This window comes from Agrobacterium sp. MCAB5 (assembly GCF_052114365.1).
Classification (GTDB): domain Bacteria; phylum Pseudomonadota; class Alphaproteobacteria; order Rhizobiales; family Rhizobiaceae; genus Agrobacterium; species Agrobacterium tumefaciens.
In genome coordinates, this window is record NZ_JBFREP010000010.1 from 250,054 (window position 1) to 262,544 (window position 12,491).

At 52.8% G+C, this 12,491-nt stretch carries 11 protein-coding genes; 5 read left to right on the forward strand and 6 right to left on the reverse strand.

The window, feature by feature from the left end:
- The first annotated feature begins 457 nt into the window (after positions 1-457).
- From AB4Z23_RS21280 to AB4Z23_RS21290, 3 genes are all read left to right on the forward strand, one after another.
- On the forward strand, positions 458-1,177 hold the full coding sequence (locus tag AB4Z23_RS21280; protein ID WP_441360734.1) for a helix-turn-helix transcriptional regulator: 720 nt from the start codon (positions 458-460) through the stop codon (positions 1,175-1,177).
- A gap of 156 nt (positions 1,178-1,333) precedes the next feature.
- Positions 1,334-2,098 carry an acyl-homoserine-lactone synthase gene (locus AB4Z23_RS21285; RefSeq protein ID WP_441360735.1) on the forward strand — a complete coding sequence of 255 codons (765 nt, stop codon included), beginning with the start codon at positions 1,334-1,336 and terminating at the stop codon, positions 2,096-2,098.
- A complete protein-coding gene (locus AB4Z23_RS21290) occupies positions 2,095-2,805 on the forward strand; it encodes an autoinducer binding domain-containing protein (RefSeq protein WP_441360736.1) in 711 nt (236 codons plus the stop codon). The genes AB4Z23_RS21285 and AB4Z23_RS21290 overlap by 4 nt, the downstream gene beginning before the upstream one ends.
- Before the next feature lie 86 nt (positions 2,806-2,891).
- On the opposite strand, the gene AB4Z23_RS21295 is transcribed toward AB4Z23_RS21290, so the two are convergent.
- Both AB4Z23_RS21295 and AB4Z23_RS21300 read right to left on the reverse strand, forming a co-directional pair.
- Entirely contained in the window at positions 2,892-6,242 is a 3,351-nt protein-coding gene (locus AB4Z23_RS21295; protein WP_441360737.1) for an SIR2 family protein, read from the reverse strand.
- 748 nt (positions 6,243-6,990) lie between these two features.
- Complete coding sequence (locus tag AB4Z23_RS21300; protein WP_441360738.1) at positions 6,991-7,911, reverse strand: nucleotidyltransferase and HEPN domain-containing protein; 921 nt, start codon at positions 7,909-7,911, stop codon at positions 6,991-6,993.
- A gap of 243 nt (positions 7,912-8,154) precedes the next feature.
- Here AB4Z23_RS21300 and AB4Z23_RS21305 point away from each other — a divergent pair, with 243 nt between their 5' ends.
- Together AB4Z23_RS21305 and rctB are read left to right on the forward strand one after the other, a co-directional pair.
- Positions 8,155-9,075, forward strand: a complete 921-nt coding sequence (locus AB4Z23_RS21305) for a LysR substrate-binding domain-containing protein (protein WP_441360739.1) — start codon at positions 8,155-8,157, stop codon at positions 9,073-9,075.
- Between the two features lie 565 nt (positions 9,076-9,640).
- Positions 9,641-9,991, forward strand: coding sequence for an SMa0974 family conjugal transfer regulator (gene rctB / locus AB4Z23_RS21310; protein WP_441360740.1), 351 nt, complete (start codon positions 9,641-9,643; stop codon positions 9,989-9,991).
- Positions 9,992-10,238: 247 nt separating this feature from the next.
- Here the strand turns inward: rctB and AB4Z23_RS21315 are convergent, their stop codons facing one another.
- The 4 genes from AB4Z23_RS21315 to AB4Z23_RS21330 all read right to left on the reverse strand — a co-directional run.
- Positions 10,239-10,382, reverse strand: coding sequence for a hypothetical protein (locus AB4Z23_RS21315; RefSeq protein ID WP_441360741.1), 144 nt, complete (start codon positions 10,380-10,382; stop codon positions 10,239-10,241).
- Positions 10,383-10,485: 103 nt separating this feature from the next.
- Positions 10,486-10,764, reverse strand: coding sequence for a helix-turn-helix transcriptional regulator (locus AB4Z23_RS21320; protein WP_003517384.1), 279 nt, complete (start codon positions 10,762-10,764; stop codon positions 10,486-10,488).
- Between the two features lie 17 nt (positions 10,765-10,781).
- Complete coding sequence (locus AB4Z23_RS21325) at positions 10,782-12,104, reverse strand: type II toxin-antitoxin system HipA family toxin (RefSeq protein ID WP_441360742.1); 1,323 nt, start codon at positions 12,102-12,104, stop codon at positions 10,782-10,784.
- Between the two features lie 207 nt (positions 12,105-12,311).
- The coding region (locus AB4Z23_RS21330) for a hypothetical protein (protein ID WP_441360743.1) at positions 12,312-12,491 on the reverse strand (180 nt) is incomplete at its 5' end.

Sequence of the window (12,491 nt, forward strand, 5' to 3'; positions counted from 1 at the left end):
ATTTTCACTGCATCATCCAAGCAGCCATAAACGGCTGTGCGAAACGGCTATCTATGTTGCCGAAGTTGATGCCTCCACCACCGGGCAACAGGCATCCGGGCTACCACGCCATCGCTGCGGTCTGGTTGGAAGCTACATAGCCCGCAACGGAAAGATGCAGCTGCCAGACCAAGACGGTCGCTCGGCGTGACTCCTGACGGGCGAGCTATCAGCGACCGAGCGGGATGCTGACCAAAGCTAGAAAAATGTTGGCAAGGTGTCGGTTTTGAAGCGATCGTTGCCCCAATAAAGCTGAACGCGGTACAGCCTGCCACGGCTTCAACCGAAAGACGAGCGGCAAAATCATGAGGATGTCGGTCGTCTAAAACGCTGGCGCGTTGTCGTTGAGCGCCCATGGGGAATGAGGTGCTTGTCGCGCGCGCCGTGAGACTCACCCCACATCAAAAAGGATTACCGCATGAAAACAGTGTCTGCGAATCTCGCCAAGGCTATCGAGACAATCACAGATGCCCCCACAGTCTATGAGGCTCTTTTATGTGTTCAGGAAATTTACGACGTAGATTTCGTCACCTATCATCTTACCGCAACTGTGATCAGCGACCTTGATGCACCGTTTGTTCAATCAACTTACAGTCCGGAATGGATCGCACGGTATTTCCTGAAGCGATATGTCCAAGTCGATCCTGTTGTGCAACAGGGATTTTTGCGGCAGCTTCCATTCGACTGGCGTGAATTCGAAATGACGCCCGAAATCGCAGCATTCTTTGACGATGCCCGGCAGCATGGCGTCGGAGAGTTCGGTTATTCGATCCCTATTACTGACAGGGTCGGCCGGCGGGCGATTTTATCCCTCAGTGCGGAGCACGACCCGAAAGGCTGGGACAGACTTGTTGCATGTCATCGGTCGGACTGGATCGAAATCGCCTTTCAGATCCATATGAAGGCGATCACGGAGATTCATGGCGGAGAAGACCCTGTTCCGGGTCTTAGTGCACGCGAGCGGGAGTGCCTGTCATGGGTAGCACGCGGAAAAGATCACAAGGATATTGCACTCATCCTCGGAATTTCCGAGCATACGGCAAGAGGCTACCTCAAGTCGGGCCGGTTAAAGCTTGGATGCGCAACTATTTCATCCGCCGCAGTCCAGGCGATGAAGTTCAGGCTGATCAACATCTGATTTAGCAGCACGAACCCGGACTTTCACCCTCGTGGCACAACAACCAAAGACCTTCAATTTTCGGCGCAATACCTCAATTGATTGTACCCATCTGTAGCGATGGGCAACTCGGGATTTACGTGCATCCTATTCCGACACATGATCGGAGATTGGCTCGTGTTCCTTCTTATCCAACCCTATCAATATTATCGGTACGCAGGTCTGCTGGAGCAGTCGTTCCGATTGCGGAAGCGGGTTTTTCACGATTGGCTTGGCTGGCAGGTCGATGTGCATCACGATCTTGAACGGGACGCGTATGACGAGTTAGGCGCTGTGTACCTAGTCTGGTGTGACAAGGACGCGCACCATCTCTATGGCACGGTACGGCTCATGCCGACGACAGGGCCGACATTGCTGCATGATGTGTTCAGGCGAACTTTGCCGGCGGAGGATCTGGCGTCTCCGGCCACATGGGAAGGCACACGAATGTGCCTTGATGTCGACCTCCTCAGAGCGTCTCAACCGACGCTCAGCCCATCAAGAGCGTTTGGGTTCCTTTTGCTGGCCCTGTTCGAATGCGCCTTTGCGCATGGCATCAAAACACTTGTGTCAAACTACGAACCGCCAATGGAGAGAGTATACCGGCGAGCGGGATTGAGAGTAACGGAGATTGGCCGTGCCGATGGTTACGGCCGGCTTCCGGTGTGTTGCGGTGTGTTCGCTGTTTCAGAGGAAACTCTTCAGCAAATGCGAACAGTCCTTCGAGTTGCACGACCTCTATACAGGCGATTTTTGCCAGCGGCGTCAGAAGCGGTCGCAAGACAAACGCCTCAAGGCTCGGACCACATCAAACCTCCTAGAAAAACGGAGCTCTTCTGGACCTGCAACGCAGCCCGCAGCCAGACGTGTCTCTCACGGATGGGAGGAAAATACCTCGGATGAAACTCTGGCTACACAAATTGATCGATACGACGTCCATGATGAAAACCAGCCGAGCGACTACAGAACTACTCGATCACCTGACCCAAGAGCTGGGGTTTGACTATTTTCATGCGCTGACTGTCCGTCATCCCGGGTTTGGGAACTCCATCCTGTCGAATGCTCCCGAGGCGTGGCTGGACCAATATCGGCAGGAGCATTTCGACAGGATCGATCCAATCCTGGACCGCTCCCGTGAATTAATGGCACCATTTGTCTTTGACCTTGAGCATGAGCGAAAACTCGCACGCGGACCCGACCAAACTTTCTATTCCAGTGCCGACGAGGCGGGCATCAGAGCCGGCATATGCATGCCCGTGATGGCGCCTTTCAGCGATTTGTTCACCCTCTCACTTTTCACCGGCGACGTAACGTTGCCCCAAAAATACCAACTGCAGCCTGTTCTGAGTGCAAACGCCGTGGCGTTACTCCACAGGTGTGTGGAGGCGACCGAGGCGGCATCGATCAGCGCACCGGCCATCGAATTGACAACGCGGCAGTCAATGGTGCTCAAGTGGGCCGCCGAAGGGAAAACGACCCAGGAGATAGCCCTCCTCGAAAACATGACGCACCATACGGTGAATTTTCATATGAAGAACATTCGACGGAAACTTAAGACCGTCACACTCCCGCAGACGACGGCATTGGCCACAAGGTTGAAACTAATTTGAGGCCAAGCCATGGATTTTATTTAGAACGCCACTGATGGGACGCGGTTGTGGCCGTGCAAGTCACAATTGCTAAATTACGCGGTGATTTATCTACGATTTCTCACGCGTGGTCTGCGCGGCCGAGGTGTTAATCGGGCCTCTTCAGGAACGAGTAAATTTTCCTCCAGCTCTTTAACTATTTCGACCAACGTGTACGAGATTCCTATGTTGTCCATCATTTTCAACTTCTCATACAACATCTGATCTTGTATCACGTCCCGTGCATGAAAAGCTGCGACAAACCAACCGAGTTCCTTACTGGTCGAGCTAACTTGCTCGTTATTTACTTGTAGATGCGATTCAATCAACTCTTTTTCTGCATGACTTAATTTAGGTTCCCACATCTCTCTTCCTTGGTAAGCGCACTTACTCAGCGCGAATGATGCAACCTCGCAATGTTCCGGCGACGTGAGCATAATTGAAAGAAGCCGATCCAACACTTCGGGCTTGGCAAGTTTTTTTCTGTCATTGGAATGTATAAGGCCATAAACCCAAAGGGCAGGCTCCAATGTCTTTTTATCATCTTTAAAAACGAGCTTCTCAACGGCTCCGTAAAGCTCTTTGCTAGCCTCTACTTCGAAGACTCTGCCCCAAAACGCGCCTGCGATGGTAAGTAGGCCGCGCTCGATTTCAGCAACTTCGCTGCTCTGAAGTTGCCGCATAATAGAGTCGAGTCCCTCTTTGGTTACCCAAAATGCATTGGGTTTTGAGAGTGCCAGAGCCACCGCTTTTGTATTACGTAGCCATATCGCTGAAGGCCAATCGGAAGGATCTAGTCGAAATACCGTATTTACGAATTCCTCAGAATAAAGTCCTTTTAACAACGTATCCCAACTTGGGTTCTCCCTACATCCCCTCGCGAAGACGGCCAAAATCAGCAACGCTCTTTCGAGGGTCCTTGGAGACGCCTCAGTTTCTTCCGCTAAACACTGTAAAAGTAGCGAGACCAACGGAGGCAGCGCGTGACTGGCGAAATTGTTTACCAGTTCCGTCTGTGTTTCGCGGCGAAGTTCATCCATCAATGGTTCAGTTTTTGAAAGCAATTCGAGCATTACCGGTTCCGCTTGTCGACGTGCTAGAACGGTCGCCATCGGTATCACTTCTTTCCATTCCTCTTGATCAAGGTAGTCGGATAGTGGCACCAGTAGGGTGTCATCGCTTTTGTAGTCCCGGTAATTCCCATCTACAGCGGCTTCCGCAGCCAAATACTCTTGGAAAGTAAGGTGGCGAAACTGGTAAAAGGGAACGGCTTTAGCACCCTCCAGCTGATACCCCGCCTCCATGAGAAGACTCGAGCGTAGCTCGACACGTCTAAGGAACTCAACCGGCGTGTCCTTTGCGTACATTCTAATACGCGGCACCTTAACCCGTGCTTCCTCCAATAGGGTGATGAGCTCCAATTGCGTCGCGGTCTGTTTACCGCGCCTCATCAGCTCATAAGCGATATATGAAAGTTGGGGCAGTGCCTCTTTTATATTGAGAGCTTCGTGCCCTTTAATATTCCATGTGTCTAAAAGCACTTCGACAGCACGACTGTAGAGGCTAACACGATCCGGAGGGAGTCTCCCTGCACCATGCTTGACGACCAAAAGCATCGTTAGAAGAAGCGGGTTCTCAGCAAGCCTCCTCAACGCGGGACTGTTTAGTAATCGGTCTGCTACCTCACGCGCATCGTCCTGAGCCTCAGGAGTATCGCCTGACATTAGCTTATGCCAATGATCACACAACGAGGCAATGGTGTCTTTACTCAACGCAGCTAGACGCCATCGCGAACAAAAACGAGCTATCGTAGGGGCGATCAATGCGAAACCGGCCTCACGGCTGGTGACCACCAAGCGGACCTTCTTATATTCGTCGAGAAACTTTTCTAAGTTTTCGACAAACGTCTCCCGATCTGCGTCTTTGTGTATTTCGTCCAAACCATCAACGAGCAGAACAACCTTACCGGACCTTAGCAAGGGCGCTAAGGACTCGTAAAAATTATCCAACCCCGCTTGACCTGTAATGTTCGAAATATTCTTCAAAATAAAAGGGATCGGTCGAGCAATATATTCGCGCCACTCCCGACATCTAATTAGAACTGGGAAAATATCGAGATCCGGCAAGAAATCATTCGACCTCAACCGTCTCTCTTCATCTGCATAAGCAACAGCAAGTCTCTTCAATAGTAGGGTTTTGCCACCGCCCGGAAGTGCTAGAAGCGCAATCCGCTGATTGCTTGTAAATGCTTCCCCGAATGATATTGGCCCTTTATTCTCCTCTTGCCACTTCTTAAGTTTTGCCTCTCTCCTTTTATCTGATATAGGAAATTCTGGAGGCACAGGATTTACACCAAGCGGAACAAATAGATTTTCGAGATCGAACTTTCTTTGTGCCGTGTCTATGTCAGTCCGAATTCCCTCGATAGTCATCTGCCCACAATCGCGTAGTAAAAACGCTCGGTATTCCGCTAATACCCTATCGTCCTGCACTTGTGACACTGCCGAAGGCGGTTGTGATTGCGATATATGCTGAAGAACCTCTTGAGATGGGAACAGCGACCTCAAAAAGTTTGGCAGGTCAGCATAATCATCGCCGTAGCTGATAGGCTCTACAAACCCTTGCCATGTGGCATCAGCACGCCTTGTGATGAGTTCATTTTCACGAACGAGAGCATAATGTAACGGCGAGGCCCCCTTCATCTCATCTCGCATCCAAGAAATAAGCGCAGTAAAGTTTGGATCAGAGAAGGTGTCGCCACATCCAACAAAGAGCAATCGGCCAAATGTACTGAGGTTCCGTTGAATAAACTGGCGAACATCGCTAAGCGCGGCTGACTGATAATCACGGATTCCTAAAACACAGCTTGAAGGGTCGTTCCAGACACCGTGGAGATGTAAAATGCCATCGGTCTCTCGACGGACCCACTCCGCAACCCTCTTCGTATCAGAGAACTTTATTGAATCTAGGCCAGTCACCGCCTCGAGCAAGGTATCATAATTGAGCGTAGCAATTGGAACTCCCAACTGTCGCAAATTTGCGAGTGCAACTACTAGATCGTTATCAGCCAGCGTGTTTGCACCGAAGCATTCCTCTAACCATCGGCCATACATTTGCCCGCTTGGAGCCCCTAGCTTCCTTCCGACGAATTCAGCCGCGCTCAGCAGGTCGTCAATGTCAGTTGAGTCGAGGTGTGCTGTCCAAGCCTTGTATTGCGACTCGCTCATTACAGAGCGTTGCCTACAATAGTCTAACCCATTCTGGATGAGGCCGGACCAAGAAAAGACATTTGTCGATTCGGAGCTTATACCACGACTAACGCCGGTTCCGACGACGACAACTAGTTTTTTTGTCGACACTGCATTTTGTATCTCGCTGTGGTACTTAGGTTTATTATCTATTTTCTTGCTGATTGCCAAGTTCGCGCACCCCTAAAATCTGCTGTACACCTTTCAGGAAATCGTCTTAAAATTGCAATAATAATATGAGTTGCGTCGACTAAAATTTACGGGAATGTGTAGTCGGCTAAAAAAATGCCTTCAACGTCCTCGATGGCCAATTTTGTCGTCAAAGCAATAATATAAGTCCTAGGTTGCGCCCAATATGCCACTCAGACGCTATGGCCCGTAGTCTCGATCTCTTAGCAATTGCGGCACTGGTGATATTTGGGAGGCACGGCGGCCCTGGGCGCTCGTGTAGACGTTCAACGACTGGCTCGGTAGGTGCGCTGGAAATTACTCCACAATGTTCCCGCGCAGTTTGCGTAAGATAATTGGACCACATGATGGCGGTGGGTGGGCAGGCCGGCCAACGGGCCTTGATCTTTTCCCCAGCTTGGGAATGGGACAACTTGTTTGGCTTGATGCCGTTGAGCGAGGCAATGACTCTCACCGCCACATTCACCTCGCGGAGCTCTTAAGTGATGACCAGTTTCGCTGCCGTGATCCGGGACGTTGCAATTCCGGAAGCGGTAGGACTTCAAACTAGTCATTGCTACTAGACTCATTACCAACACCACTCCGACTACTTAACCGAGCTACGAGAGCTACCCTCCGAAGTGATATAGCTACGATCCAATTTTAGGTGGCATAAGTAAGCAATGCGTCGGGAGTTCCGAATCTGCCAGCCGGTCGTCACCCACGCCAACCTCGATTTCAGGCGAGCAGCTTAGTCTGGATTACAGTGATTCGTTGTTTGCTGAAGCCTCGTAATATGCTCCCTGCACAGTACTTCGATCAGAACATGAAGCTCTGCGGTCCGTTCCTGAAGCCAGGCAAGTGCTTCTTCGGAAACTTCGAAACGCTTCGAATAGCGCGCTTTGACGTAGGCCTCGTTGAGAACGTTGTACCATGCGGTAAAACGGTGATGGTCGCGTGGCCAGATGTCGACCAGCCGCCGATCACGATCCTCTGAAAGGCCTCTTAGGAATTTGAGATTGTGTGACGCGGGCGAATAGTTTGTTACTGTCAGCAGGTAACAAGAATAGGCAGTTTCCACCGCTTGGTGAAGCAGGAAAGCCGCGTGATTTGGTTGATCGTCCGCTATTGCGTACCGTGCCAACTGAAGGAAGTAGTTCGCGCTACTGAACTGCTTCTCAAAATGCTCCTCCGCCACTCTGAGGGCGTTGGCTGGACTGAGAGGCTTCGGCTCAGCCAGCGGACGGTCGTCGAATTCGTAGAGGACGATACCATCACGAACTATATCAACGAAGAAGGCCTGGCCATCATTCAAAAAGTTGCTGATCTCGCGGGCGCCATGCATTATCAGACCAACGGGTGTTTCGATCTCCTTGTCCCACATTAGCCGGTCGGTCGCCTTGTCCCAGTATTTCGGGTCAGCCAGTTCCTTGTTGCTGACGATGACGAGAATGTCGAAATCCGATCGATAACCTTTCGATGTGTGCGGCTCGTCCACCCAGGTGCCACGAGCGTAAGAACCGAACAGGATGATTTTATAAATCCGCCCTTCTTTCTTGGCTTCGGACTTCGAGCGCTCGACAATGCCAGCGAACTCTTCGTGGATGATCCGGACGACCCTTTCCAGTTCGCGCTGCTTTGTCTGCGGAAGATGTCCCATATCCGATTTCATGGCCTCACCGTCGATTCTTCTGGGTAGATATTCTAGCCGCTATCGGCAGGCGATTGCTACTCCACATTGTTGTAGTCCCAATCCGCCTGCATCCATATTATGCGAGGCTCAACCGCGCTCAGCAACCATTAATCGTACAAACCTATCAATGTCGCATCTGGACCGAGGAGCTGAAGCACTTTATCCTTCCTGGTACTCGAGGCCTCCCTCGATCTTAATTGCGCCCCGGCGGAAGGAACTGAAATGGATCTGCGCCAAATGAGCACATTTGTTGCCGTCGCAGAGGAGCTGCATTTCGGGCGCGCCTCCATCCGGCTCAACCTCGCCCAGCCTGCGGTCACCGCCCAGGTCCAGGCGATTGAGAAGGAACTGGGCGTTTCCCTTCTCATTCGTTCCACACGCCGTGTTCAGCTTACTCCCGCAGGATCGGTTTTTTACGAGCGTTGCGTTCAACTGCTTCGCGACGTCGACGAAACTTGTGCGATCACGCAGGCGGTTGCGGGCAAGGCTGCCAGCAAGATCACCATCGGCACAATTCACCCGGCAACCTTCGGTGTTCTGCCCGATTTTCTTGCCCGAATTGGCCGACGTTATCCGGATATCCGCATTCATATCCGCAACGGCACAACCGAATCCATCGTACGTGACATTGAGCGCGGACAGGTCAATATCGGGTTTGTCCGGCCTTTGGACAACAACGGCGCATTGCGATGGCAGGCGATAACAGAGGAGCGCTATTTGCTCGCCGTCTCCAAAGAAAACGCTTTGGCTGAGGCCGAAACCGTCACGCTGGAAGACCTGCGCCGCCAGAAGATCATTTCCTTCTCGCGTTCAAACCTGTCCTACACGGAGCGGTATTTTCTCGATACATTCCGCGAGCATGAACTCTCCGATCGGATCGTCTATACCTGCGACGACACACTTTCACTGATCGCGCTCGTCTCCGCAGGCGTCGGTGTCGGCTTCGTTCCGGAATGGGCGGCAAACCTGCCGAACAGAAACTTTCGTTTGAAGGCAGTGGAGGAGATTGATCTGCGTATCGGCCTTGGGCTCGCCTGGAGCAACCAGGACCCGACCGCCAATCGTGATGACATCATAGAGATCGGCCGCCAGCTCGCATCCAATATGGCAAAAGGGCCGGCTCGTAAACAGCACCGCAACTGAACATCCGAAGTAGCATGCGGCAGGCTGGGGTTTCTGGTTGGCTGAACAGTCGTTAACGCACTGCTACATGCGGACGTTATTCTCGCGCAACACAGCAAACAGGAAGGCTGTCGTCGCAAATCACCGCGCGACATCTCGGGGATCGGTGACCTTCAGATCGGCGGCATCGAAAATGTTTGTGACGCGGGTGTTGACCGTCAAGCCCCGCGCAACCGCGGTGGCAGCGATGTTACTACCCACCGGCCTTGACGCACTTGCTGTCTCGTTTGCCGGCCATGAACTGGACACGGGTCTGCCAAGCGTTGGGGGGCCGAAGGAGGAACCCGTTCTGAAGAATCGGCAGAACCTCTCTTTCCAATTTATCCTGATAAATACTATCCCGCCCACCGCACGGTGTAGCTTCGAGGTACGCCGATCGTATCGATACCCCTCATATGAGGGAGCGCCGTTGTGGGTATTTCCCATCAACCGGACCAACTGCATGTTGTCCTCCATACCACCGTTGGTCGTCGGTTATGTTTTATGTTGGGCAAAGCGGATGGAAGACACTTCTGAGGAATGATAAATGGGGTATCAAAATGTCTCAGAGGCCTTCATCGAGCTAAAAGCCGCACTCACCGTAGCGAAGAAAATCTGCACGCTGAGCCGAGATATCTGCTCGTCGATAACCGACAGGTGCAACGGCAGGCAACTGAATTTCGAAAATGGGTGTGCCATCATCACGGTCGTTGACGATGGTCTCATTGTAAGGGTCTCCGCCGGAGATCTGCTCACGTTCTACGGCATTCAAACGGTGATCGAGGGTCGCTTGTGGGAGACAGCACCCAGTGCTGCAAGATCAATGACATGGCTACCAGCAAAGGAGTCCCGCTCCGGGCAATTCCCTAGAACAGCGACAACGGGCATGAGAGAATGACGGTCTCTAGCTCCGTTGGATCAATGCGAAAAATTTCCAGGTCGTAGCTGTCGAACCACCGTTTGTGCCAGCGCCATGCAATATGCGCCTGGGCACCTCCGTGCGCTGCTGCGGGCTGCCCCAATCACTCTCGAGCAGACCGCGAAACCTCTCAAAGTCGAGGGGTGGGGCTGGGTGCAACCCTCCCTCGATGCCTCGGTCATGTATGTACGAGGATTTTTATCTTGCGATTTCGCTTCCAAGACGATCAGCGGCTTGCCGTCGTTACCCTGCAACAAAAATCGATCAATCCCTTCGCGCTTTTCTCAAAGTCCGCACCGAGACTTTCGATGTGGTCAGGCTTCAGCTTGACGTTCGGCTCAAGAACGACATTCGCGGGACCGCTTGTCATCGAAGAAGCGCCAGCCAGCGGCCTCCAGCAGCCGATTGATTTTGATCCTCGCCGTCGCTTCCTTGCGTGGTACCATCGCCCATCCCCCGAGAAAATTCAGCCATCATTGCGCCTTCGGAATAAACCCCACAGTAAATCCGAACAATCGGCCAATCTTCCCTAAAGTTTCGAGCGTTGGGTTCGCCGTCCCGGCTTCGATCTCAGCAACTTGGCGCCTGGTGAGCGATAGCGTCTTGGCGAATTCGTCCTGCGTCAAACCAAGCCCTCTTCGGATTTCAACAACAGCCTCAGGTAACCTCAAGTCGCCAGTCCGAGCGCGTTCCGCCAGTGTTCGCCGGTTCTCAAGAATTTCCTCTTTCGTTGGCTTTCTCCATCGAGCCATTTAGCTGTCCTCCGGCATCACTGGCACGCCGCCAGAACGCTCTCCGCGATTTCAATGCAGCGCCCCATTGCACGCTTTAGAATTTCCGGAGACCCACCCATATCTTTCGCCATAGCCGGTGTTTGCCGGAGGTATTCGGCAAACACGGAAAGCTCAGTTGCGAGCGCATTCTGCTCATCAGGATCAGGGATCAGTTCAGCGCAAATGCGTTTCCAATCGGGAAGGTGATCGCGACCACCGTCCCGCATCATGGCCCAGCGGGTGGAACGAACGATCCCCTCTTTGGCGAGCCGCATTGGCGCGAAATCAAAGAGCGGAGACAGGCGGATCGTGCCGTCCTGGTGCTTACTCAGTGCAGAATTTCGGCCATGATTATCGGGATTGCCGAGCGCCAAATTGGCGATGTCCCGCTTCAGGTATTCGACAATGTCCGCGAAGGGATTGGCAGAATATTGGCGCAAAACGTCGATGTAGGCCTCGTGCGAGCCGACATGACCGAAATCAGCAACGCCGATCGCGGATACCAGGCTTTCTTGGCCCAGCCTAACGGTTCCGCCACCTTCTTTTTTCTTCCGGTCGAACCGAGGAATGATCAAGACACTTTCGGCATAGGTCGAAGGTTCGTGCACATTCAGGCCGATCTCGTGAGCAATCCGCGAATAGAGGGCTTCGCCTTCGAGTATAAGGCGGTCCACGGGCTCGTTGCTGCGGACCAGCTTGACAATGACGTGGCGCACGGCCTCATCGTCAGTTACGAAGCTGTCGGGATAATAGAGACCGTCATTCGCTTGGGTCATCGAGACCTTGGGCCATTCGCCTTGCAGGCCGCTTGAGCCAGAGGCGAGCATTCCGAAGCGATCGGCGACTTCCATGAAACGATCCGAGCGCTCAAGCATTTCCGCTTCTGTAACCCCCTGGCGCTCAACACCGCGCAGCCGTTCCGTCTCGGCCTCTGCCGCTTCTTTGATCCGGATATTGCCTATGCCGCCCGTCGCCGATCGCAGAAGCAGCGGGAGATCAGAAGCGCGCGAGCCTTCAGCAAGATTGAGATGCTCGGCAAGCTTTCGCCTTGCATGCCCCTGGGGCATAAGATCCAAGAGGAACGGCGGCCAGCTGCGGCTATATCGATTTTCGAGATCAACGGGATATCGGACAGATAACGCGCGATGGTCGCGAACCGTTTTTCCACCCGCGAACTCCGCAGATGCAACTGTGACGAAATAGTCGAGATCGTAATCGACGATGGACGCGCCCTGGAAGCCGGCCGCGTCATCCTTAAGTTCTAGCGTCGCGGCGTGATGCCACTGGCCATAAAAATGGATTTGGAGCGTTAGGCGCATTAATTGACCCTTTCAATGGTTCAAATAATGCATATTTTCAATTTATTCAACCCATCAAAGTGGGTTGAATAACTGCCCTTGGAACTGCCAGCTACTCTACTGAAGCGGTCATTAAAGCTCCTGATCCGCCTGACCATCTTCCGGCCACGCAACGCATTGCCGCAAGCGAATAGCATGAGGGAGAAGCTCAGCACAGGTCTTAGCCATTCACTGGTTAAAGAGGATAGCGCCGCGGGCACGGTCGAGTACACGCCGGTGGCGCTCTGCTACGATGTTCTGGCTTGCCTGCATGCGGACAACCTTCTGCAGCACCTTCAACTGTTCCCGCATTACCTCGAACGCACGGCGCTGAGCAGGCGGCACGCGATTGATAACATCCAGCTCTCC

Coding starts and splice junctions, on each gene's coding strand:
- AB4Z23_RS21280 (WP_441360734.1), top strand. CDS start 458: ATGAAAACAGTGTCTGCGAATCTCGCCAAGGCTATCGAGACAATCACA.
- AB4Z23_RS21290 (WP_441360736.1), top strand. CDS start 2,095: ATGAAACTCTGGCTACACAAATTGATCGATACGACGTCCATGATGAAA.
- AB4Z23_RS21300 (WP_441360738.1), bottom strand. CDS start 7,911: ATGAAATCGGATATGGGACATCTTCCGCAGACAAAGCAGCGCGAACTG.
- AB4Z23_RS21305 (WP_441360739.1), top strand. CDS start 8,155: ATGGATCTGCGCCAAATGAGCACATTTGTTGCCGTCGCAGAGGAGCTG.
- rctB (WP_441360740.1), top strand. CDS start 9,641: ATGGGGTATCAAAATGTCTCAGAGGCCTTCATCGAGCTAAAAGCCGCA.
- AB4Z23_RS21315 (WP_441360741.1), bottom strand. CDS start 10,382: ATGACAAGCGGTCCCGCGAATGTCGTTCTTGAGCCGAACGTCAAGCTG.
- AB4Z23_RS21320 (WP_003517384.1), bottom strand. CDS start 10,764: ATGGCTCGATGGAGAAAGCCAACGAAAGAGGAAATTCTTGAGAACCGG.
- AB4Z23_RS21325 (WP_441360742.1), bottom strand. CDS start 12,104: ATGCGCCTAACGCTCCAAATCCATTTTTATGGCCAGTGGCATCACGCC.